23 protein-coding genes are annotated in these 22,678 nt (G+C 62.3%); 10 read left to right on the forward strand and 13 right to left on the reverse strand.

From position 1 onward, the window contains the following. Positions 1–215: 215 nt before the first annotated feature. The 3 genes from AC0L15_RS21365 to AC0L15_RS21375 all read right to left on the reverse strand — a co-directional run bounded on the left by AC0L15_RS21365 (position 216) and on the right by AC0L15_RS21375 (position 2,466). Positions 216–824, reverse strand: a complete 609-nt coding sequence (locus tag AC0L15_RS21365; protein WP_287248119.1) for a transglutaminase-like cysteine peptidase — start codon at positions 822–824, stop codon at positions 216–218. A gap of 268 nt (positions 825–1,092) precedes the next feature. Further along, positions 1,093–1,710, reverse strand: a complete 618-nt coding sequence (locus tag AC0L15_RS21370) for a PilZ domain-containing protein (RefSeq protein ID WP_027154470.1) — start codon at positions 1,708–1,710, stop codon at positions 1,093–1,095. A gap of 117 nt (positions 1,711–1,827) precedes the next feature. Next, the gene (locus AC0L15_RS21375; RefSeq protein WP_287248118.1) at positions 1,828–2,466 is read right to left on the reverse strand and encodes a PAS domain-containing protein; all 639 of its coding nucleotides are present in this window, start codon (positions 2,464–2,466) and stop codon (positions 1,828–1,830) included. A gap of 420 nt (positions 2,467–2,886) precedes the next feature. On the opposite strand from AC0L15_RS21375, the gene AC0L15_RS21380 reads away from it, so the two are divergent. Both AC0L15_RS21380 and AC0L15_RS21385 read left to right on the forward strand, forming a co-directional pair. Further along, positions 2,887–3,645 carry a rhomboid family intramembrane serine protease gene (locus tag AC0L15_RS21380; protein WP_473496956.1) on the forward strand — a complete coding sequence of 253 codons (759 nt, stop codon included), beginning with the start codon at positions 2,887–2,889 and terminating at the stop codon, positions 3,643–3,645. Between the two features lie 102 nt (positions 3,646–3,747). Further along, a complete protein-coding gene (locus AC0L15_RS21385) occupies positions 3,748–4,179 on the forward strand; it encodes a CBS domain-containing protein (RefSeq protein WP_023798170.1) in 432 nt (143 codons plus the stop codon). Between the two features lie 12 nt (positions 4,180–4,191). Here the strand turns inward: AC0L15_RS21385 and AC0L15_RS21390 are convergent, their stop codons facing one another. Then, on the reverse strand, positions 4,192–4,473 hold the full coding sequence (locus AC0L15_RS21390) for a DUF6455 family protein (protein WP_287248168.1): 282 nt from the start codon (positions 4,471–4,473) through the stop codon (positions 4,192–4,194). A gap of 221 nt (positions 4,474–4,694) precedes the next feature. On the opposite strand from AC0L15_RS21390, the gene gatB reads away from it, so the two are divergent. From gatB to AC0L15_RS21405, 3 genes are all read left to right on the forward strand, one after another. Continuing rightward, entirely contained in the window at positions 4,695–6,194 is a 1,500-nt protein-coding gene (gene gatB / locus AC0L15_RS21395; protein ID WP_287248116.1) for an Asp-tRNA(Asn)/Glu-tRNA(Gln) amidotransferase subunit GatB, read from the forward strand. 4 nt (positions 6,195–6,198) lie between these two features. After that, positions 6,199–6,687, forward strand: coding sequence for a GNAT family N-acetyltransferase (locus AC0L15_RS21400; RefSeq protein ID WP_287248166.1), 489 nt, complete (start codon positions 6,199–6,201; stop codon positions 6,685–6,687). A 255-nt stretch (positions 6,688–6,942) separates the two neighbouring features. Next, positions 6,943–7,395, forward strand: a complete 453-nt coding sequence (locus AC0L15_RS21405; protein ID WP_027154463.1) for a phasin — start codon at positions 6,943–6,945, stop codon at positions 7,393–7,395. Between the two features lie 151 nt (positions 7,396–7,546). On the opposite strand, the gene panC is transcribed toward AC0L15_RS21405, so the two are convergent. Both panC and panB read right to left on the reverse strand, forming a co-directional pair. Then, complete coding sequence (gene panC, locus AC0L15_RS21410) at positions 7,547–8,398, reverse strand: pantoate--beta-alanine ligase (RefSeq protein ID WP_287248115.1); 852 nt, start codon at positions 8,396–8,398, stop codon at positions 7,547–7,549. A 13-nt stretch (positions 8,399–8,411) separates the two neighbouring features. Further along, a complete protein-coding gene (gene panB, locus AC0L15_RS21415) occupies positions 8,412–9,254 on the reverse strand; it encodes a 3-methyl-2-oxobutanoate hydroxymethyltransferase (protein ID WP_287248114.1) in 843 nt (280 codons plus the stop codon). Between the two features lie 249 nt (positions 9,255–9,503). On the opposite strand from panB, the gene AC0L15_RS21420 reads away from it, so the two are divergent. The 3 genes from AC0L15_RS21420 to AC0L15_RS21430 all read left to right on the forward strand — a co-directional run bounded on the left by AC0L15_RS21420 (position 9,504) and on the right by AC0L15_RS21430 (position 11,372). After that, on the forward strand, positions 9,504–9,902 hold the full coding sequence (locus tag AC0L15_RS21420) for an NADH:ubiquinone oxidoreductase subunit NDUFA12 (protein ID WP_287248113.1): 399 nt from the start codon (positions 9,504–9,506) through the stop codon (positions 9,900–9,902). Between the two features lie 592 nt (positions 9,903–10,494). Continuing rightward, positions 10,495–10,884 carry a DUF2155 domain-containing protein gene (locus AC0L15_RS21425; protein ID WP_287234924.1) on the forward strand — a complete coding sequence of 130 codons (390 nt, stop codon included), beginning with the start codon at positions 10,495–10,497 and terminating at the stop codon, positions 10,882–10,884. A gap of 119 nt (positions 10,885–11,003) precedes the next feature. Continuing rightward, on the forward strand, positions 11,004–11,372 hold the full coding sequence (locus AC0L15_RS21430) for a hypothetical protein (protein WP_287248111.1): 369 nt from the start codon (positions 11,004–11,006) through the stop codon (positions 11,370–11,372). Between the two features lie 25 nt (positions 11,373–11,397). On the opposite strand, the gene aat is transcribed toward AC0L15_RS21430, so the two are convergent. The 6 genes from aat to AC0L15_RS21460 form a co-directional block, all read right to left on the reverse strand. Then, the gene (aat, locus tag AC0L15_RS21435; RefSeq protein ID WP_287248110.1) at positions 11,398–12,015 is read right to left on the reverse strand and encodes a leucyl/phenylalanyl-tRNA--protein transferase; all 618 of its coding nucleotides are present in this window, start codon (positions 12,013–12,015) and stop codon (positions 11,398–11,400) included. Positions 12,016–12,044: 29 nt separating this feature from the next. After that, a complete protein-coding gene (gene accC, locus AC0L15_RS21440; RefSeq protein ID WP_027154457.1) occupies positions 12,045–13,388 on the reverse strand; it encodes an acetyl-CoA carboxylase biotin carboxylase subunit in 1,344 nt (447 codons plus the stop codon). 19 nt (positions 13,389–13,407) lie between these two features. Continuing rightward, positions 13,408–13,866, reverse strand: a complete 459-nt coding sequence (accB, locus tag AC0L15_RS21445; protein WP_027154456.1) for an acetyl-CoA carboxylase biotin carboxyl carrier protein — start codon at positions 13,864–13,866, stop codon at positions 13,408–13,410. A gap of 26 nt (positions 13,867–13,892) precedes the next feature. Beyond that, positions 13,893–14,327 (reverse strand): type II 3-dehydroquinate dehydratase, encoded by a 435-nt coding sequence (gene aroQ / locus AC0L15_RS21450; RefSeq protein WP_287248108.1) that lies wholly within the window; start codon positions 14,325–14,327, stop codon positions 13,893–13,895. 307 nt (positions 14,328–14,634) lie between these two features. After that, positions 14,635–15,438 (reverse strand): DsbA family protein, encoded by an 804-nt coding sequence (locus tag AC0L15_RS21455; RefSeq protein ID WP_287248106.1) that lies wholly within the window; start codon positions 15,436–15,438, stop codon positions 14,635–14,637. A 117-nt stretch (positions 15,439–15,555) separates the two neighbouring features. After that, positions 15,556–16,950 (reverse strand): M48 family metalloprotease, encoded by a 1,395-nt coding sequence (locus tag AC0L15_RS21460; protein WP_027154453.1) that lies wholly within the window; start codon positions 16,948–16,950, stop codon positions 15,556–15,558. 195 nt (positions 16,951–17,145) lie between these two features. Between AC0L15_RS21460 and AC0L15_RS21465 the strand changes: the two genes are divergently transcribed. Together AC0L15_RS21465 and AC0L15_RS21470 are read left to right on the forward strand one after the other, a co-directional pair. Further along, positions 17,146–18,294 carry a pyridoxal phosphate-dependent aminotransferase gene (locus AC0L15_RS21465; RefSeq protein ID WP_287248103.1) on the forward strand — a complete coding sequence of 383 codons (1,149 nt, stop codon included), beginning with the start codon at positions 17,146–17,148 and terminating at the stop codon, positions 18,292–18,294. Between the two features lie 4 nt (positions 18,295–18,298). Next, positions 18,299–19,228 (forward strand): glutaminase, encoded by a 930-nt coding sequence (locus AC0L15_RS21470; protein ID WP_023798153.1) that lies wholly within the window; start codon positions 18,299–18,301, stop codon positions 19,226–19,228. 115 nt (positions 19,229–19,343) lie between these two features. On the opposite strand, the gene AC0L15_RS21475 is transcribed toward AC0L15_RS21470, so the two are convergent. Continuing rightward, on the reverse strand, positions 19,344–22,385 hold the full coding sequence (locus AC0L15_RS21475) for an Rne/Rng family ribonuclease (protein ID WP_287248101.1): 3,042 nt from the start codon (positions 22,383–22,385) through the stop codon (positions 19,344–19,346). Positions 22,386–22,678: the final 293 nt, after the last annotated feature.

Here is a 22,678-nt window from a genome sequence, read left to right on the forward strand (position 1 = left end):
CCCGCCCCCCCCCCCCCCCCCCCCCCCCCCCCCCCCCCCCGCGCCCCCCCGCCGCCCCCCCCCCCCCCCCCCACCACCCCCCCGGCGGGCGCGCCCCCCCCCGCCCCCATCACCGGGGGAAAAAGGTGCCGCGGGCCCGGGGGCGGGGGCCGGCTCCTAAACCCGGTCGTTGGGGACGGGGAGGTGGGGCTCGACCGGGTTTTTGCGTCGCGTCCTTAGCGGACGCTGGCAACCGCGCCGGAGCGGCCGTCGTTGATCGTTACCCAGGCGCCAGAATTCTGGCTCGATTGGCGCTTCAAATAGGTGTAGTCGGTGTTGGTCCAGGACAGCACCCTGGTTTCGAGATTGTCGAGGATGAACTCTCCGAGGCTGGTGCGCACGGTCAGCACCGCGTGGCCGTCTCCGTTCGGCTGGCGCGCAACCGTCATCAGCAGGTCGCCGGCCGGAACGCCGATGTTCATCAACGCGCGGCGCTTTTCCAGCGCATAGTCCTCGCAGTCGCCGAATTCGCTGTTGGAATAGGACCAGACCTCTTCCTTGCCCCACAGTTCCATATCGGTGCGCGGCGCGATTCTGCTGTTGACCGAATTGTTGATGCTCACGATCCTCGCCCACAGCTTGCGGGTCAGTTCGATCGGCGCCTGCTTCGGCGTCCGCTGATTGCATTCCTGCGGGATCTTCTGGCAGAACTCGTAATGGCCGACCGGCTGTGTGGTGCGGCTGCCGGTGTGCATGAAGGCAGGTCCCGCTGCATACGCTGTTCCCCAGGCGGTAAGCTGCGTCGCCATTGCCAAGAGCAACAGCTTGCCCCTCGTCTTCTTCATCGTCCAGTCTCCCCGTTTGAGGAGACAATGACACGATTGGATTTATTCGACGCAAAGGCTCGAAGTAGACATTAAGTAAAACGCCCATAGAATAAACATAAAATTTGAATCATTTCAGTATAAAACTGTTGAGGTGGTTTTCGCCGGGATCACATCGGCGCGGCGCGGCGCCTTGGCGCGGCATCGGTGGCAGGCGGCGTTGACCGGCGCTCCAATAAAAAAACCGGCCGAAATGGGGCCTGTCGATTGCGGGAATGTGCGCTGTTTGTCAGGTGCCGGATGCGTTGAATTCGGAATCGAGCGTTTCCGGCCTCTGGATGACCGCGAACTCGATGGCGATGCCGTCCTCGAAATGGCGCACCACCTGGCCGCGCATAGTGCCCAGCATGACCTGGATGCCGATTGCCGGCTTGACGTCGATCTCGACCGCGGCGCCCGAAAGCGACAGGTCGATGATGCGGCACTGGTACTGGCGCCCGTCGCCGAGCTGAAGCACGCTGGTCGGATTGCGCGGCGCCACGCGTTCGTGGCGGCGGTCTTCCGGCAGATCGAGCTCGTGTTTGTTGGCAAGCCAGGTCAATTGCGCTGCAAGCTTGTCCTTCTTGCGTTCCGACGCGATGACCGTCATCGCGAAACCGTCCTGCAGGATGCGGGTGACGACGCCTTCGATACGGCCGATGTGATCGATATAGGCGATGACTTTCTCGCCCGGCATGCCGATGCGCTCGGTGCGAAGCGCCACATTGCCCGGCGACATGTCGACCACCTGGCACGGATGTTCGGTGCGATCCTCCAGCATGAAGCGTCCATAGATCTTCACGCGGACGCGCTGAAAGTTGCGCCTTTCAGCTTGGGACGGCGCGGTGTCGACCGCCGCTGACCTCATGACTGCCTACACCCCGTTTGGCATTCCGCGCGTTGATGCGAGGAACTTCGCCGGAAAGCTACAGCGAAGCGGGTTAACAAAGGGGAAAGCCTGACGCCGCTACTTTAGGATTTTGGATTATTCCCCGCGCCCGCCGTCGAATACGACCAGATGACGGATGCGGCGTGCCTGGCCGAGCGCCGAAATCGTCTGGGACGGATCGAGTTCCGACGGGACAAGCGAGGGAACGTCGATGGCCGGCCGGTTCTTGAGGAATTTCGGTTCCTTCTCCGGATCGACGAGACGGATCGAATCGATCAGGGCTCCGGCGATCGGATCCGCGCCCAGCCAGAAGGGTTTTTCAGCGGCGCTTATCACGCCGAGGCAGCGCGGATTGTCGACGCCGCCGTCGAGCGGCAGGGCGAGCAGCTCGAACTTGCTGGAACGGTCGGTGCGGCTGAAACCTTCATAGGTGATGAGCACGACGGATTTTTGATCGAAGACGCCCTGGATCAGTTTCGAGATAAGCCGCTGGTCCTTCTCGCGCCACAGCGAGGGAAAGGAAAACCCCTTGAGTTCACGGCCATAGACCGCGCAAAGCCTGGTGCCGGCGAGCCGGAATACCGCTTCGCCGCGCGTATCCTTTTCCAGGATGAATGTGTCGGCCAGCAGCGACTTGATATCGGTCGGCTCGACTTCCGAACGCTTCGGGGCAGGGCGCCCGTCACGCAGCCGGTTCCAATAATGGAACAGCGTGATCGATCCGTTCTGGTTCATGTTATGCTGCTCCGCGCAATCTGTCGTCTGATGTCCCATCGGTGAACAGAAGGGCGCCCTCCGAGGACCTACATGCGTTGCGGAGCAGGTTGCGTGCCAGCATCGTTAACACTTGTTCACGGGTCGGGGCCGTTAAGGTTAACAAGTGGTTTACGTTGCGCTCCGCCCAGGCCCGTGGCACGTTAAAACCACTCCAGAAGCGGTCGTTTCGCAGCGATCGGCAGCATTTCAGTCAAGAGTTTGGGGGAGCATGGGGGCTCGACCAGCCGTTCAAGGGCAACCTTGGACGGCTTCTTTTTGATTCGCGCCAATTTTGATTCGCGCCGTTTTGATTTGCGTGGGGCGATTCGCCCTTTGTGAATCGGGTGACCGTGATCTACATGCTCGCGAAGTCGAAACCAGCGACTGAGTGCGAGCCATATGAGCGAACCAGCAAGCCCCTCGGAAATCGAACAGGGCGAGGGCGGACCTGTCGGCCATGAGCCGGAGCCGCGCCGCGAGCCGGTGTTCAACATGCCGCCCCTTGTGCTGGCGGTGATCGGCATCTGCGTCGTCCTCTATCTCATCCAGGAGTACGTGCTTAGCCAAAGCCAGTTGCTGACATTGTTGTACGATGCGGCCTTCATTCCAGTTCTTTATACTGGCCAATATGGCTTCGACTGGTTCCTGTTTTCCCGGCCCTTCACCTATGCCTTCCTGCATGGCGGCTTTGCTCATCTGGCCGTCAACATGGTGTGGCTGGCGGCTTTCGGCTCACCACTGGCGAACCGCTTCGGCGCGCTTCGTTTCAGCCTGTTCTTCGCCGCGACCGGGCTAGCGGCCGTGGTGCTGTTCTGGGCCGTGCATCCGCTCGGCGAGGCGCCGCTGGTCGGCGCATCGGGGGCGATTTCCGGCATGATGGGGGCCGCCGCGCGCTTCGGCTTCCGCACCGACCGCTCGTCCGGCAAAGCCGCCTTCGCCGGCGCGCCGCTGCCGATGGCGGCGGTGTTCCGCTCGCGCGGCGTTGTGACTTTTCTTGCCATCTGGATGGTGATCAATCTCGCCACCGGCCTCGTTGCCTTCGCGCCCGGCATCGACAGCCAGATCGCCTGGGAGGCTCATATTGGCGGTTTTTTCGCCGGCTTCTTCGGCCTGCGGGCTTTCGATCGGCGGCAGCAGGCGGACGAGTTCAGGGCCTGAGCCTCGCCGCACTTGAAAACCAATCGATCGCGGCGCACGATGTCTGGCACTAGGGAAAGCCGGTCAGGGCAGGAACCGGCAAGGTAAACTGAGGAGGACGCCATGACTGTTAAGGCAATTCTCGAGCAGAAGGGCCACGACGTGTTGACGCTCGGGCCGAACGAAAAACTGAGCGAGGCCATTCGCATCCTGGCCGAGCACAGGATCGGTGCGCTGGTCATCACCAATGGTGATCACAAGATCGTCGGCATCCTTTCCGAGCGCGACGTCGTGCGGGTCCTCGCCAGGGAAGGGGCCGCCGCATTGGATATCGCGGTGCGTTCGGCGATGACCCCCAAGGTGAAGATCTGCAATGAGAACCACACCGTCAACGAGGTCATGGAGATCATGACCAGTGGCCGTTTCCGCCATCTGCCGGTGGAAAAGGACGGCCTGCTCGACGGCATCGTGTCGATCGGCGACGTGGTCAAGCGGCGCATCGAGGATGTCGAGCGCGAGGCCGCGGAGATCAGGGCCTATATCGCGACGGCGTGACGGCTTTTCTCTTCAGCCCTCCCTCCAGCGTAGGCCGCCCGCACGTTGCAGCCGTGCGATCAGATCACGGTTGCGGCAATAATCCGGCGGATCGTCCGGTTGTTCGTTTTCGTCGAGCCAAACCGCGCATTCGTCCTGATGGCCGCACGAACGGCAGCGGTCGACGGCGCGACTTGTGACGGCTGCTTGGTCGGGTACGGTTTTCAATTGCCGGTCGACGCCCAGCTTTTGCATCATGCGGCCCGTCAATTCGGTCCGGACGTCGACTGAAATCAAATAGTCGAAAAAACTCATGTCGGTCACTCCTGCCTCTTGGCGATCATGCCATAGTGGCAACCGACGACATTGATCTCGGTCAACAAGGGGATCTCGGTCAACAGAGGTTCTCGATCAACAAGGGGAGTCTCTGTCAACAGGGGGACTCCCTTGCCAGTTCCGGCCGATTGATCTAGCGAACGGTTGATTTTGTCGGCCGACAACGCCAGACAATTTGAACAACAATTATCTGGATCGCCATGACTCTCATTGACACCCGCACACCCGACGCCAAGCGCCTGATATCAGGCGGCACCGGCGACTGGGAGATCATCATCGGCCTCGAGGTCCATGCGCAGGTGACCTCGCAAGCAAAACTGTTCTCCGGCGCCTCGACGGCGTTCGGTGCGCCGCCAAACGCCAATGTCAGCCTCGTCGATGCGGCGATGCCGGGCATGCTGCCGGTCATCAACGAGGAATGCATCAAGCAGGCGATCCGCACCGGCCTCGGGCTGAAGGCCGAGATCAACCACAAATCGGTCTTCGACCGGAAAAACTATTTTTATCCCGATCTGCCGCAGGGCTATCAGATTTCACAGTTCAAGCAGCCGATCGTCGGCGAGGGCAAGGTGATCGTCTCCGTCGGTCCCGACCGGCAGGGCGAGTTCGAGGACATCGAGGTCGGCATCGAGCGCCTGCATCTGGAGCAGGATGCCGGCAAGTCGATGCACGACCAGCATGCGACGATGTCCTATGTCGACCTCAACCGCTCCGGCGTGGCGCTGATGGAGATCGTCTCCAAGCCCGACATGCGATCCGCCGACGAGGCCAAGGCCTATGTCACCAAGCTGCGCACCATCGTGCGCTATCTCGGCACTTGCGACGGTAATATGGACGAAGGCTCGCTGCGCGCCGATGTCAACGTCTCGGTGCGCCGGCCCGGCGGCGAATTCGGCACGCGCTGCGAGATCAAGAACGTCAACTCGATCCGCTTCATCGGCCAGGCCATCGACTACGAGGCGCGCCGCCAGATCGCCATCCTTGAGGACGGTGGCAAGATCGACCAGGAAACGCGGCTGTTCGATCCCAACAAGGGCGAGACGCGCTCGATGCGTTCCAAGGAAGAAGCGCACGACTACCGCTATTTCCCGGATCCCGACCTTCTGCCGCTGGAATTCGACCAGGCCTTTGTCGATGCGTTGGCAAAGGATCTGCCTGAACTGCCCGACGCCAAGAAGGCGCGGCTGATCTCCTCGCTCGGCCTGTCGACCTACGACGCCTCGATCCTGGTGTCGGAAAAGTCGGTCGCCGACTATTTCGAGAAGGTGGCCGCTGGTCGCGACGGCAAGCTTGCCGCCAACTGGGTCATCAACGATCTGCTGGGTGCGTTGAACAGAGCCGGCAAGGCTATTGAAAATGCTCCGGTTTCGCCCGATCAGCTCGGCGCGGTCATTGACCTGATAAAAGAGGGCACCATCTCCGGCAAGATCGCCAAGGATCTGTTCGAGATCGTCTGGAACGAAGGCGGCGATCCGCGCCAGCTGGTCGAAAGCCGCAGCATGAAACAGGTCACCGACACCGGTGCCATCGAAAAGGCGGTCGACGAGGTGATATCAGCCAATCCCGACAAGGTCGAGCAGGCGCGCGCCAAGCCGAGCATGGCCGGCTGGTTCGTCGGCCAGGTGATGAAGGCGACTGGCGGCAAGGTCAACCCGCAGGCCGTCAACGACCTCGTCAAGGCCAAGCTCGGGATCGAATAGGATGATGTTTGTTCGCACCGCTGGCGAGCGCGATCTTGCCGCGGTCCGGGCGCTGCTGGTCGAAACGTGGCACGCCACCTACGACGCCATCTATGGTGCTGCCAAAGTCGCTGAGATAACAGATGAATGGCATTCGATCGCCTCGCTCAAGGCGCGGCTGACACGGCCGAACTCCGAATTCCTGGTCGCAGACGATGGCAACCGCATTGGCGGCATGGCGTTCGCCGCAGCCACCACGGATGCGAGGATCGTCATGCTGAACCAGCTCTACGTGCATCCGGCCTGCCAGAGGCAAGGGATCGGCCAGGCGCTGCTGGAAGAGATCGAGGCCAGCTTTCCCGAGGCGCGGACGCTGCGTGTCGAAGTGGAAGAGGCAAATGCTCCCGCCGTCGCCTTCTATCGCTCGAAAGGGTTTTTGCCGGCCGGGAACACTGCTGACTGTGGCGGTGGCTCAGGGCTGCCGGCGCTGATTTTGGAAAAGGCGATCGAATAGATTTGCCTGGCCTGACAGGTCGCAGTCAGTTGCGTTTTTACGGGCTGCGCCGGCCGGTTGCGGGCTGAATTGCGGAATCGCGGTCCGCAAAAAACACGCCCGAAGGTAGAAATCCACCAGTGGCTAACGCTGAGGCAAAAAAGCATGGTGCGACGCACAAAAATATTGCAATGCACTGCAGATGCCGTAACGTCAGGTTCTAGATGAACGAGACGGCCTTTCTACAAAGGTCGCCCACCGCACAGGATGGAAACTATGACGAAGACCGCTGATAAAACTGCTGAAAACGTTGAGAATGCAGAAGTTCAGACCGAGGTAACCGATCAGTTCCGCGCTGTCGCCGAAAAGGGCGTCGAGCAATCGAAAGAAGCCTTATCGAAATTGGCGACCGGCGCCGAGGCGACCCAGAAGGCTCTCGAGTCATCCTTCGAAACAGCCAAGACCGCTAGCAATGAGCTGTCGCTGAAGACGATCGCCGCTTTGCGCGCAAATGTTGAGGCCAGCTTTTCTCACCTCGAAGCCCTGGTTACCGTGAAATCGCCCTCCGAGTTCGTCGAACTGCAGACAGACTTCTTGCGCAAGCAGGTGGAAAAGACGGTCGAGCAGAGCAAGGAGCTTCAGGCGGCGGCGACGAAAGCCGCTGAAGACGTATCCAAGCCGATCAAGGATGTCTACGAGAAGGCGATGAAGGATCTCAAGGTCGCCTGATTGGCCCTGATGCCTGATTGGCCCTAAGGCATGTCGCGCAAAAGCACGCCCTCGGGCTTGAACCGAGGGTGCGAAGGGTTTTGCAATAACGACATGCATCAAAGCAACAACTTGAAGCGCGTCGCATGAATCCATCCAAACGGCACACGCTTCAGGCGGAGGGAACTTTCACATTGTCGATCAGCCGGGTCTTGCCCAGCCAGGCGGCTGCGAGCAGGCGACCGTCACGGTTTGGCCGCCACGGGGCGAGCGTCAGGCTCTCGCGCGCCGCGACATAGTCGACTTTGTCGAATCCGGCCTCGACCAGCGCGCGGCTGGCCCTTACGGTCGTACTGCCTTCATCCGCGCCTGCCGCGAGTGCCGCCGCCGTTCGGCGCAAGATGGCGTTGAGCTGGCGCGCCACCGCGAGCTCGGTTTCGCCGAGATAGGCGTTGCGTGACGACATCGCGAGCCCATGCGCGTCGCGTATTGTTGGCGCGCCGATGATGTCCACCGGCAAATCAAGATCGCTGCAGAGCTGCCTGACGACGCAAAGCTGCTGATAATCCTTTTCGCCAAAGACCGCGCAGTCGGGCGACGCCTGCAGGAAGAGCTTTGCCACGACGGTTGCGACGCCGTCGAAGAAGGTCGGCCGGAAATCCGATTCCAGCCCGGCGGCTGGCCCGCCGACCGAGATCCTGGTGGCGAAGCCAGCTGGGTACATCTGCGCCACACCAGGGGTGAAGGCAAGTTGTGCGCCGGCCTCGGCCAGCCGATCGAGGTCGCGGCCGAGCTGGCGCGGATATTTGTCGAGGTCTTCGCTCGGCGCGAACTGGGTTGGGTTGACGAAGATCGAGACAACGCAGCGATCGGCCTTCTCCAGCGCGATCCTGATCAGCGAGATATGGCCGTCGTGCAGCGCACCCATGGTCGGCACCATGGCAAGGCTGAGGCCATCGCGACGCCAGTCGCGGATTTGCGCGCGAAGGGCGGCGACGCTGTCGACGACGAGAGGCCGGCTCATGGTTCGCCCCGGTTCATGGTTCGCCCTTGTCGGCTGCTGCCGAAAAAACGTGTTTCGGGCCGGGGAATGTCCGGCTGCGCACCTCCGCTGCATAGCCGGCTGCCGCCTGCGATATGACGCTGCGCAGGTCGGCATATTGCTTGACGAATTTCGGCACCCGGTCGACGGTCAGGCCGACCATGTCGTCGATGACCAGGATCTGGCCGTCGCAGTCGCCGCTGGCGCCAATGCCGATGGTTGGAATGGAAATGTGCCGGGTGAGGTCGGCGGCGACGGTCTCGACGGTGCCTTCTATGACCACCGAGAACGCGCCGGCCTTTTCGACCGCTTCGGCGTCGCGATAAAGCGCAGCCACATTCTCGTCGGTCCGGCCCTTGATCCTGTAGCCCCCGTCGCTTTCCACCGATTGCGGCTGCAAGCCGATATGTCCCATGACCGGAATGCCGGCAGCGACAATCGCCGCAATCTGTCGGGCAACTGCCACGCCACCCTCCAGCTTGACGGCCTGGCAACCGGTTTCGCCGACAATCCGCCGCGCCGAGCCGACGGCTTGGCGCGCCGTCGCCTCATAGCTTCCGGCCGGCATGTCGACCACCACACAGGCCTTGGCTGACCCCCGCATCACCGCCTGTCCGTGGGCGATCATCATCTCCAGCGAGGCGCCCAGCGTGGTCTTGTGGCCATGGAGAACCATGGCCACGCTGTCGCCGACCAGAAGCAGGTCGACATGATCGTCGAGCAGGCGAGCGATGGGATAGGTATAGGCGGTGAGGCAGACGATCGGCTCGCCGCCCTTGCGCAGGCGAATGGAGCTGGCACTGATCCGCGGATCCGCGCCGGATGCGTCTGGGGCCATCATTCCCTCCCTCAACCGTCAATCAGGCTGGGTACCTGCATGCGGGGTGCTGAGCTTTAGAAAGACCAGGCAGCCTTGGCAAGGCATGCCTCGACAGGACGCGGAACGCTTGCCACTGTGCGTCGGTTTTCCGACGGCCATTTGCGTGGTTCGTGCGGCAAAACCCTTGCCTTGGCGACGGCCTGACGCCATAAGCAGGAACAGGCGCCACCGCTGCCGCCGCGAGGACTTGGCGCGCGAGGATTTTGGATGAAGACTTTCCTTCTGCAGTTTTTCACCTGGTGGAACAGCCAGACGCTGGGCACGCGCTTCCACACTTGGCGGCATGGCAAGAAAGTCGGGCAGGACGAGGCCGGCAACGTCTACTACGAGGGTGGTGTCGATTCGGAAGGCCGCACCCGCCGCTGGGTCATCTATCGCGACTATTCGGAAGCCTCGATGATTCCGCCCGGCTGGCATGGCTGGATGCATCACCGCGTTGATGTCCCGCCGACGAGCGACACCTACAAGCCACGCGACTGGCAGAAGCCGCATCAGCCGAACCTCACCGGAAGTGCCGCGGCCTATCGCCCCAAGGGCTCCATACTCAGCAATCAGCACCGCCCGCAGGTGACCGGCGATTACGACGCCTGGACGCCGGGGGCGTAAGAGACTGTTTCGAAATTCGCTCTGGCGAGTCATATGGTGGTGATTTCGAGAACCGGCGCGCAGCGGACATTAGAGCGCCGCGCGTCCAATTGGACGCTCTAACACTCTGCATTTTGCGCATGATCCTTTCCGGAAACCGAAATCGGTTTCCGGGGTCATGCGCCGGGTCCGTGAGCACCGGAAGCGCGGAAAGCGCCGTCAGATGGCCGCCAGGGTAGAGTTTCCAAACGGTCTCTAACCGCTCGCCAAGGGCGGATCGATCCTTTATCGCCACAATTGGCGTTTAGCAGCTTGTCGATCTGACAGCAGCGACTAGCCTTGGGCGCGACAGAATCACCCCGGGCGCAAACCACCGGATCCCTGCATGAGCATTTTCAGCCGAATCTCGATAGGCGGACTGACGGTGGCCGCCACCGCTTTTGCGGCTTTTAGCATCGCCGCCGCTCAGACGCTGGAGGCGCCAGTGGACCCGGGGGCGCCGACGGAATTTGAGGCGCCAGTGGAACCGGAGGCGCCGACGGAATTTGAGGCGCCAATGGAGCCGGAGGCGCCAGTGGACCCGGCTGCACCGCCATTGGACCCGGAGGCGACAATGGAACCGGATGCGACAGTGGCGCCGGCGGCACCGGCCGCACCACAACGCATCACCAATCCTGTGGCCGAATTCGCCGGCATCGACAAGATCACCGGCCGCATCATCACCTTCGATGTCTATATCGACGAGACGGTTCAGTTCGGCGCTTTGCAGGTGACGCCGCGCATCTGCTATTCGCAGCCGCAAACCGAAGAGCCGAAGACCGATTCTTTCGTCGAGGTCGACGAGATCACGCTGGATCGCAAGATCCGCCGTATCTTCACCGGCTGGATGTTTGCCGAAAGCCCCGGCCTCAACGCCGTCGAGCACGCCGTCTACGACGTCTGGCTGAAGGGCTGCAAGCAGAAGTCGGAGGTGCCGGCACCCGACGCGGCCAAAACCAATTAGCCAAGACCAGTTATAATGCCTGGCGTGCGGGATCGCCCGTTCGCAATCACTTACTGAGCCTTCTGGAACCGCCTTATTCTCCGTGCGTTGGTCATGGCTGGCGTTACGGAGATGTTCCCATGATGGCCAACAAGAACGAACTCCTCGATCTCGAAAAAGGGTTCTGGACCGGCGACGCTGCCTATTTCAAAGCCAATGCCGACACCCAATGTCTGGTGGCTTTCTCACAGATGGCGCAAACGATGAGCAACGCCGATCTGGCCGAAACCGCGACGGACCCAAATCGCTGGCGCGATCTCGACATCGACCTCAAGGGCATCATCGAGCCGGGCAGCGACATTGTCATGCTGACTTATGAGGCCCATGCCACGCGCGAGAATGGCGAGCCCTATGCGGCGCTGGTCAGCACCGGCTATGTCCATCGCGCAAATGGCTGGAAGATGATGTTCCACGCGCACACGCCTCTTGAGCCTGCCGCAAAAACCTGACCAAAAACCCGACCTTTGGCGCAGATCATGGGAAAAACACCGTCTCGCCCTTCAGCGCGTCGGCCAGCATCTTTTCGTATTTGCCCCTTGGCACGTCGACCGCGCCGAAGCGTTTGAGGTGCTCGGTGGTGAACTGCGTGTCGAGCAAGGCGAAGTGTCGATCCTTCAGGCGTTCGACCAGGTGCACCAGGCAGACCTTCGACGCGTCCGTTTCCCTGGCGAACATGCTTTCGCCGAAGAACACCCGGCCAAGAGACAGGCCGTAGAGGCCGCCAACCAGCCGACCCTCGCGCCAGGCTTCGACCGAATGGCAATGGCCCATCCGATGCAGTTCGACATAGGCCTCGCGGATCGGCGCATTGATCCAGGTCGACCGGCGTTCCTCGCGCCTCTCGGCGCAGCCGTCGATGGTCGCCTCGAAATCAAAATCGAAACGGATATCGAACAGGTTTTTCCGGATCGCCTTCCTCAGGCTTTTGGGCGTGTGAAATCCGTCCAGCGGGATGATGCCGCGCGTCTCCGGCCGCACCCAGAACACTTCCGGATCGGTGGCGCTTTCGGCCATCGGAAAGACCCCCGAGGCGTAGGCCTTGAGCAACAGGTCGGTCGGGATGCGATAGCCTGGCGCGTAGGGACGGGTCATCGCGCTATTATATTCTATAAGTTCACGTCCTAATCCTCATCGGCCAGATATTTTTCCAGCCAGTGGATGTCATACTCGCCATTGGCGATATCGGCATTGCCGACGAGATCGCGAAACAGCGGCAGCGTCGTCTTGATGCCGTCGACGACGAATTCGTCGAGCGCTCGCCGCAGCCGCATCATGCATTCGACGCGATTGCGGCCGTGCACGATCAGCTTGCCGATCAAACTGTCGTAGTAAGGCGGGATCTTGTAGCCGGAATAGACGCCGGAATCGACACGGATGCCGAGGCCGCCCGGCGTGTGGAAGTGGGTGATCGTGCCGGGCGAGGGGGTGAAGGTGCGCGGATCCTCGGCATTGATGCGGCATTCGATGGCGTGGCCCTGAAAGCGGATCTCTTCCTGGCGCATGGAAAGCCCGCCGCCCGAGGCGACGCGGATCTGCTCGTGCACGAGGTCGATGCCGGTGATTGCCTCCGTCACCGGATGCTCGACCTGCAGGCGCGTGTTCATCTCGATGAAATAGAACTCGCCGTTCTCATAGAGGAATTCGATAGTGCCGGCGCCGGAGTAGCCGAGATCGGCAATCGCCCTGGCACAGACGCCGCCGATATGCGCGCGCTCCTCGGCATTGAGCGCCGGCGAGGGCGCCTCTTCCCAGACTTTCTGGTGGCGGCGCTGCAGCGAACAGTCGCGTTCGCCGAAATGCACGCCGCGGCCGGCACCGTCGCCGAACACCTGGACCTCGATGTGGCGCGGCTTTTCGAGATACTTCTCGATGTAGACGGCGTCGTCGCCGAAGGCGGCACCGGCTTCCGAGCGCGCCGTCTGCAGTGCGACCACAAGATCGGCTTCGCTGCGCGCCACCTTCATGCCGCGTCCGCCGCCGCCGGCCGACGCCTTGATGATCACGGGGTAGCCGATCTCGGCGGCGATGCGTCTGGCTTCCTTTTCCTCGGTGACCGCGCCGTCGGAGCCGGGCACCACCGGAATGCCAAGGCGCTTTGCGGTGCGCTTGGCCTCGATCTTGTCGCCCATGATGCGGATGTGATCGCCGGACGGGCCGATGAAGGTGATGTTGTGCGCGGCGAGGATATCGGCGAATTTGGCATTCTCCGACAGGAATCCGTAGCCCGGGTGCACCGCGTCGGCGCCGGTGATCTCGCACGCCGCAACGATCTGGTGAATGTTGAGATAGCTGTCGCGCGACGGCGGTGGGCCGATGCAGACGCTCTCGTCGGCGAGACGCACATGCATGGCGTCGGCGTCGGCGGTGGAATGCACCACCACCGTCTGGATGCCGAGCTCCTTGCAGGCGCGCAGCACCCTCAGAGCGATTTCGCCGCGATTGGCGATGAGGATTTTCTGGAACATTTTTCGGCTGTTCCCGGCTCTACTCGATCACGACGAGCGGCATGCCATATTCGACCGGCTGCGCATCCTCGAACAGGATCGCCGTCACCGTTCCGGCACGCGGAGAGGGAATCTGGTTCATCGTCTTCATCGCCTCGATGATCAGCAGCGTCTGGCCTTCCTTGACCTGTTGGCCGACTTCAATGAATGCCTTGGCGTCGGGCGATGGCGCCAGGTAGGCGGTGCCGACCATCGGCGAGGCCACTGCGTTCTTGGACACGTCGGCCGCTGCCGGGGCGGCTGCGCCGGCCGGCTGCGCTGCCGGCGGCGCATAGGCGGGCTGCGGTGCGGCGACCGCATGGACGGCCGGCGCCTGTCGCGACACGCGCACCTTCAAGTCGCCCAGCTCGACCTCGATCTCGGTGAGGTTGGTGTCGTTCAGTATGCCCGCCAGATCGCGGATAAGCTGCTGGTCAACACCATTCTTTTTTATCGACATTTTCGAGCCTTCTGTTTGTTGGCCGGTCATAGGCGTGCGGCCAGCGCCTGCAGCGCCAGTGTGTAGCCGAGCGGCCCGAACCCGCAGATCACGCCGACGGCGACCGGCGAGACCATGGAGACGTGGCGGAATGATTCCCGCGCATGGATGTTGGAAAGATGAACTTCGGCGACGGGCAATGGCGTGATGGAGCGGATGGCGTCGTGAATGGCGATCGAGGTGTGGCTGTAGGCGCCCGGATTGATGACGATTCCAACAGCCTTGTCGGCGGCTTCCTGTATCCAGTCGACGAGGTCGCCCTCATGGTTCGACTGACGGAAATCGATCTCGAGCCCAAGTGCCGCACCTGCCTGCTTGCAATCGTCGGCGATCGCGGCCAGCGTCTTGCCGCCATAGATGCCCGGCTCGCGTTTGCCGAGCTCGTTGAGGTTGGGACCGTTCAGGACGAAAACCGTTTTCAAAATGCCGACCTTTTCCCAGTGTGGTTTCGAATCCGAAATTCGCAATACCTTGGAGCAGCGCTTTGAACGAATTTCGGATTCAAAGCCACACTGGCAATTTATACATTTCTGATGTGGTGGATTTAAAGTTCCTGAACGCTGACGCCACCAAATCAGCAGGAACTTCAAATCCACCACATCAGCGCCGGCATCAGTCGGCGCACTGGGCCTCTATAATGGGCTTAGACGCCTGCGAAAAGAGCGCAAGTGGGTTCTTTCGCTGTCCACAACAGGCGGAAAATGGCTTGCGCCGAAAGCCAGCCGCCGATCAGAGTGCGGCCTTGGCCGCTTCGATCTTCTCCGCCAGCACGTCCTGGCCGAGCGCACCGAACACCACCTCGTTGCCGACCACATAGGAGGGCGTTCCGGTGATGGCCAGCTTGTTGGCAAGATCATAGGTCTTGGAGAGCGCCTCGGCGATCGACGGATCCTTCATCTTCTCGCGCAGCGTCGCTTCGTCAGCGCCGAGCGAAAGCGCTACCTTGATGGCCGCCGCTTCGGTGGCGCGTCCCTGGGCGCCGAGCAACGCGTTGTGGAACTCGCCGTATTTCTCCGGCATCATCAGGTGGAAGGCCATCGAGACGACGCTTGCCTTCTGCGAATCCGGGCCGAGGATCGGGAACTCCTTGAGGACGAAGCGCAGGTCCGGATCGGCTGTCGTCAGCGTCTGCATGTCCTCCATGGCGCGTTTGCAGTAGCCGCAATTGTAGTCGTAGAATTCGACGATGGTGACCTTGCCGTTCGGATTGCCGACGACGCCGTCGAAGGCCGAGTTGAAGATCTGGTCCTTGGCATCCTTGATGACGTCGAGACTGGCGACGCGCTGCGCCTCCTTCTGCTTGGCCTCGAGCGCTTCCTGAGCCTCCAGCAGCACTTCCGGGTTCTTCAGCAGATAGTCGCGGATGATGCCTTCGACTTCAGCCCGGTCGATCCTGGTGTCGGCGGAGGCTGCCTGGGCGATCTGCGCGGCATCGGCCTTTGCCGTCTGCGGACTTCCGGTCACGAACCCGAAACCCAGCATGGCGAGAGCGACTGCCACGCCCGTGGTCCCCAGCAGAATTGCCTTGTTCATCATCGCTGATCCTCTTGCCTGGTTCCGGCCCGGTTGTCCGACCCGATTGGTCTAACTATCCGATTGGTCTGACTACCCGATTGGTCGACTACTTGTCGCCGCGCACGGCCGGAAGGTTCACTTTTTCTTGCCTGATGGTGCGTAGTTTATGATGTCCTGCGCGCGGATCCAGCCCGGCTCGCCGCGCTTCATTTTCATCTGCGCGCGCATTGCGAAGATCTTGGCATCCTTGTAGGCGCCGGAATAGAAATGGCCTTCGGCGGTCGCAAGGTCGGCGGCCGGAATGTTGCCAAGCTCGCCATAGGCCTGCGCAAGATGGCGGTAACCGACGGCGTTTTCTCGGTCGCGGGCGAGACCCTTGTTGATCTGCACCACCGCTTTCTCCAGGGAATCGGGCGTGCCGACGGCCATCAGCGCCTGGCCGTAGGAAACCGGCAGCAGCCCGGATCGCGCTGGATCGAGGCTGACCGCCTTGGCATAGGCTTCCGCGGCAGCCTTCGGTTTGTTCGCCTTCATCAGGATGTCGCCGCGCAATTCCTGGAAATAGGGGTTCTTCGGCTGTGCCTTGATCAGCGCGTTGGTCTTGGCGAGCGCCCCGGCCAGATTGCCGAAAAGGTAGCTCGTCTGCGCGTCGCCATATTGCGAGGCGAGGCTGCCCGGCATCTTGCGCATCAGCCGCGATGCGGCGGCCTGACCTCCCATATAGGCAGCGATCTTGATGCGCATCATGTCGTGCCTCTGCTGCAGCGCCGGCGGATCGACCTTTTCGACGTAGGGGCTTTTTTTGACCAGGACTTCGAGGTTGGCGATGCGTTCGCGCGGCAGCGGATGGCTGATCCGGTAGGGGTCGACCTGCGCCCCCGACAGCGAAAGTGCGCTCTGAAAGCGGCCGAAGGTCTTCAGCATGCCCAGGCCGGACTGGCCGGTGGCATTGAGATAGGTTATCGCCGAGCGGTCGGCGGTCATCTCTTCGGTGCGCTGATAAGCGAGGATGCTGCGCTGCGCCATCTCGCCGCCGCCAGCTGCAACCCCCATGCCGGCGCCGGCCAGGCCCCGGCTTTTGCTGGTGGCACCGGCAACCATGGCACCGGCGCCAAGCAGCGTCGCGATGATGGCCATCGTCTTGGCGCGTTCGAGCTGGTTGCGCAATTTTTGCTGGTGGCCACCGGCAATATGGCCGGCTTCATGGGCGATGACGCCGATGATCTCATTGGGCGTCTCCGCCGACATCAGGGCGCCGGTGTTGATGAACAGGCGGGACCCGGCAACGAAGGCGTTGAAACTCTGGTCGTTGACCAGCACGATGTCGACGCCGTCTTCCGGCAGGCCCGCGGCTCTGAAGATCGGCCGCGCATAGGCGCGCACCAGCGCCTCGATCTCGGCATCGCGCACCACCGGCACGTTTTGCGCAAAAGCGCTGACCGTGCTGGTCACAGCGACCGTCGCGGCAAGCGAAAGCGTCGCGAAGGCGCGCGCTGCCCTGGCTATCGTCGATTTGGGTCGGCTCAACATGGCAGGTCCACTGGTAGACGAGCGGGTGAAGGATGAAAAGTCGGCACTGAAACTTTACTGAACTTGTGAACCTCACATCAATCGGGCATTTGTGCGGCGCGGGACGCCAAAGCGCGGCGCCCGGCAGCCGGCAAGCGCCGACCCATGGGCAATCTCAAAGGGCTGACCCAAACGGCGAACAAGGAAATGAGTCAAATGGTTGTATCGCTTTCGCGTCGCGGTGACGTCGAGCCGTTCCACGCCATGGACGTTCTGGCGGAAGCGAATCGGCTGAAGGCCAGGGGCGTGCCGGTCGTTTCCATGGCCGTTGGCCAGCCGTCCGATCCGGCGCCGGCCGGAGTCAGGCAAGCGGCGACGCACGCATTGAAGATGGGGCGCATCGGCTACACCGACGCATTGGGTCTTGCGGGCCTGCGCGAGGCTATCGCGCAGCACTATGCCGACCACTACGGGCTGGCCGTTTCACCCGGCCGGATCGCCGTCACCACCGGATCGTCGGCCGCCTTCAACCTGGCATTTCTGGCGATGTTCGATCCAGGCGACCGTGTCGCCATCGCCGCACCCGGTTATCCGGCCTATCGCAACATCATGGCCGCGCTCGGCATCGAGATCGTCGAGATCGAGCTCGACGGTGATGCCTATCTCCACGCCGAGCATCTGAAGGCTGCGCATCGCGAAAAGAAGCTGAAGGGCGTCTTGTTTGCCAGCCCGGCCAATCCGACCGGGGCGATTATCCCCGCCGACGAACTGGGGGCGTTGGTGACGACGGCACAAGAGCTCGGCATCGCCGTGATCTCCGACGAGATCTACCACCGGCTGGCTTACGCTGCGCCGGACACCACAGCACTTGCCTGCGGCCCTGACGTGACGGTGATCAATTCCTTCTCGAAATACTACTGCATGACCGGTTGGCGCATCGGCTGGATGGTGCTGCCGGAACCATTGGTGCGGCCGGTCGAGCGCATCGCCCAGAGTCTCTACATCTCACCGCCGGAATTGTCCCAGATCGCCGCGATCGAGGCGTTCAAGGCAACCGCGGAATTGGAGGCGGTGAAGGCGCGCTACGCGGGCAATCGCGAGCTTTTGATGAAACGCCTGCCCGAACTCGGCTTTACCATGGCGGCACCGATGGACGGGGCGTTCTACGCCTTCTGCAACGTCACCAGGCACACCAACGACAGCATGGCCTTCGCGCGCAAGATGCTGGCCGAGGCGCATGTGGCGGCGACGCCCGGCCGCGATTTCGATCCGCTTCAAGGTCATCGAGCCATGCGCTTTTCCTATGCCGGCAGCCACGACGAGATGGTCGAGGCGATGATGCGCATCGAACGCTGGCTGAGATAGCGCGATGCCGGACCTCGAGCAGGCTTTGACCGAGATTGCCGCCGAAATGGCCGAGCGCACGGATCGCGGCGACGTCGCGACCTACATTCCGCAGCTCGGCAAGGTCGATCCGAAAAAGTTCGGCATTGCCGCGGTGACCAATGACGGTCGCGTGCTGATGGCGGGCGACGCCGATGAGCCGTTTTCGATCCAGAGCATTTCGAAGGTGTTCACGCTGACACTGGCGCTCGGCAATGTCGGCGACGCGCTGTGGCAGCGTGTCGGGCGCGAGCCTTCGGGCAACCCGTTCAACTCGATCGTCCAGCTCGAGCACGAGAACGGCATTCCGCGCAATCCGTTCATCAATGCCGGCGCCATCGTCATTTCCGACATTCTGCTCGCCGGCCACCAGCCGCGTGAGGCGATCGGCGAGATCCTGCGATTCATCCAGTTCCTGGCCGACGACGAGACCATCATCATCGACCGCGAGGTCGCGGCTTCGGAACGAGCCACCGGTTTTCGCAACTTGGCGCTCGCCAACTACATGAAATCCTTCGGCAATCTCAGCCACGCGCCGGATCTGGCGCTGGGCGTCTATTTCCACCATTGCGCCATTGCGATGAGCTGCCGGCAACTGGCTCTGGCCGGCCGCTTCCTCGCAAATGGCGGCAAGAACCCGGCGACTGGCCATTCCGTGGTGTCGGCCGAGCGCGCGCGCCGCATCGGCGCGATGATGCTGACCTGCGGCCACTATGACGGCTCAGGCGATTTCGCCTTCCGCGTCGGCATCCCGGGCAAGAGCGGCGTCGGCGGCGGCATTTTAGCGATCGTGCCGGGCGTGGCGTCGCTTGCCGTCTGGTCGCCCGGCCTCAACGCCAACGGCAATTCCAGGCTGGGGTCGATTGCGCTGGAAAGACTGGCGAAGATGATGAACTGGTCGGTTTTCGCGCCATAGAGATTTGGGGGCGCCATAGAGATTGGCCCGCTTCAGCCAAGTAAAATCCCGCGCTGTCGACAGGACAGCGCGGGATTTTTTTTGGTCAGAAGATCAGGCTAAACTACAGGAAAGCTTAGAAAAAGCCTTTCCGCTGCCACCAGCCGGCACGCTTCGGCTTCTCCTCGGTCTTTTCCTCTTCGGCAACTGTCGAGGACACGATCGGCTCAACCGGAGCATCGACCGGTACGGGCTTGCGTCGCGACGGGCGGACCTTTGGTTTCTCGTCGACGGCGGCCACGGCTGTTTCCTCCGAAACAGCTGCGGGAGCCTCGGCAGAAATTTCCGGCTCGGCTACCGGCGTCTCGGCAACGACGTCCGCCGCAGCCTTCTTCGGTTTGGCGGCGCGACGCGGCTTCTTCGGCTTTTCGGCGCTTGGCATGTCGTCATTGGCAGGAGCAAGGTCGACAGGCTCTTCGACCGGCGTTGCTTCGACCGGCGTTGCTGCTGCCGGTTCGCCGGAGACGGCTACGCCCTCCAAGACCTCGGGACGGTCAGCCGACTCGGCAGTGCCTGCATCGACCTCGCCTTCGCCGTCTTCACGGCGATTGCGTTTGCCGCCGCGCTTGCCGCGCCGACGCTTTTTGCCCAGACCTTCGTCAGGCTCCAGAACTTCATCAGGCTCCCGACCTTCAGGCTCTTGCCCGTCATCCGACGCTTCCACCGCCTCGGTGACGCCGACCTGGTCCTCGTGGTCTGCTTCGGCGCCTTCATCGCTTGCGGCTTCGGAGACGCCATCGGCAGTGGCCGAGATGGACGCGCCTTCCACGGGGGCGCCATGCTCGCGGTCGCGATCCTTGCCGCCGCGCCGTCTGCGGCGCTTGCGGCGCTTGCGGTCGCGGCCTTCGCCATCCTCGCTGGGCCTTGGCAGCTGCGGCTGCTGCGCCTGGCGCGGTTGTTCCGCCGGTGCAACGACCTCGTCTTCCTCCTCCTCGATGACGATCTCGTCGGCGGGCTCTTCCGGCTCGACATAGGCGGGCAAGGTCCGCACCTCGACGAAGCCTTCAGGCTTTTCGGCCAGCGCGCCGCGGAAGATCGCATAGTGCTGGGCGCCGACCGTATCGTCGGCCTCGACGGTGATGGTCAGGCCGAAGCGGTTTTCGAGCTCCACCAGCGTGCCGCGCTTGTGGTTGAGCACATAGAGCGCGGTCGCCGCCGGCGTCCGCACCGTGATGTGGCTGCGCGAATCCTTGAGCAGGAATTCCTCGATCGCCCGCACCACCATCAGCGCGACGGACGAATCGGACCGCACATGGCCGGTGCCGCCGCAATGCGGGCAAGGCTTCATCGTCGATTCCAGCACGCTGGCGCGGATGCGCTGACGCGACATCTCCATCAGGCCGAAATGCGAGATGCGGCCGACCTGGATGCGGGCGCGATCGTTCTTGAGGTGATCCTTCAGCCGCTTCTCGACGGAGCGGTTGTTGCGGTTCTCCTCCATGTCGATGAAGTCGATGACGATCAGGCCGGCGAGATCGCGCAGCCTCAGCTGCCGTGCGACCTCCTCGGCCGCTTCCAGATTGGTGTGAAGCGCTGTGTCCTCGATCGAGTGCTCCTTGGTGGAGCGGCCTGAATTGACGTCGATGGCGACCAGCGCTTCGGTCTGGTTGATGATGATGTAGCCGCCGCTCTTCAGCGTCACCTGCGGCTGCAGCATGCGGTCGAGCTGCGCCTCGATGCCGTTGCGCACGAAGATCGGCGTCGTGTCGCGGAACGGCTGCACGACCTTGGCGTGGCTCGGCATCAGCATGCGCATGAAGTCCTTGGCCTCACGATAGCCCTCTTCGCCGGAGACCAGGATCTCGTCGATGTCCTTGTTGTAGAGGTCGCGCACCGAGCGCTTGATCAGGCTGCCTTCTTCGTAGACTAGGGCAGGGGCCGTCGACTGCAACGTCAGGTTGCGGACGTTTTCCCAAAGCCGCATCAGATATTCGTAGTCGCGCTTGATCTCGGCCTTGGTGCGGCTTTCGCCGGCCGTGCGCAGGATGACGCCCATGCCCTGCGGCACTTCGAGATCGGCGACGACCTCCTTCAGCCGCTTGCGGTCCTGCGCGTTGGTGATCTTGCGCGAGATGCCGCCGCCGCGCGCCGTGTTCGGCATCAGCACCGAATAGCGGCCGGCAAGCGACAGGTAGGTGGTGAGTGCTGCGCCCTTGTTGCCGCGCTCTTCCTTGACGACCTGCACCAGAAGGATCTGCCGGCGCTTGATCACTTCCTGGATCTTGTACTGGCGGCGCACCGGCTTGCGGCGGTTGCGTGCTTCTTCCAGCGCATCCTCGGCGCCGACCGATTCGACCTCATGGTCATCCGAATGCGATGACTGCACCTCTTCCAGCATGCCGCGATCATTGTCGGTGGAGGTGGCTTCGCCGGCCGCATCAGCCTGCGGCACGGCTTCGGAAATCACATCCGATTCGATGCTGGCGGCGATGGAATTCGGACCGCCTTCGGAAGGCCCAGTCTCGTCACCGCCAGTTTCGTCACGGCTCGTCTTATCAGGACTTGCCTCGCTCTGACTGGCGACATCCTCGCCATGTTCCGAAGCAGCGGACGGCGTGTCGAATTTTTCTGAGGCCTCGACGTTCTGCGCGACCGCATCCTCGCCGTGTTCGCCGGCCTCATTGGAACGGCCGTCATTGGACTCATTGGAGCCGCTGTCGTTGGACCCGCTGTCGCTGGCATCGACAGAATCGTCCGAATCGGCCGCACCTGGATCACGCTTGTGCTCGCCTCGCTCGCGGCTCTTGCCGCCGCGGCGGCGTCCGCGCCGGCCGCGATCACGGTTCTGGCGATCGTCGCCATCGCCGTCCTCATCGTCCTCGTCTTCAGCCTCCTGCGCTTCCGCGCGCAACAGCGCCTGACGGTCGGCGACCGGAATCTGGTAGTAGTCGGGATGAATTTCACTGAAGGCGAGGAAACCGTGACGGTTGCCGCCGTATTCGACAAAGGCTGCCTGAAGCGAGGGTTCGACGCGGGTTACGCGGGCGAGGTAGATATTTCCTTTGAGCTGCTTCTTGTCCTGGGATTCAAAGTCGAATTCTTCAATACGGTTACCGCGAACGACGACAACTCGTGTTTCCTCCGGGTGGGAGGCGTCTATCAGCATTTTGTTGGGCATTATTTCGTTTCCCCCCGGCAGCCGTCAGCCGCAGCTTGCGAGGCAAAGCCCGCCGCTGTGAGTGTGGATGAACATGGGTGCCGGGCAATTGAATGTCCGCCGGCCGCTGCCTGAGCGCCATGGCGGTGCCGCCCGCAGCCATAATGGCGCGGTTTGCTGCGGACCTTTCCATGATTGCGCTTGAAGCCATCGTAACCAGCAGAACCTTTTTGAACCAAAGCCCGGGAAAACCGGACCAGCTTGTTTGCTCGTACAGAGCCGGCGCGGGACAATCCCGGCCGTTTTCTTGACGC

The organism is Mesorhizobium sp. WSM4846 (genome assembly GCF_055811415.1).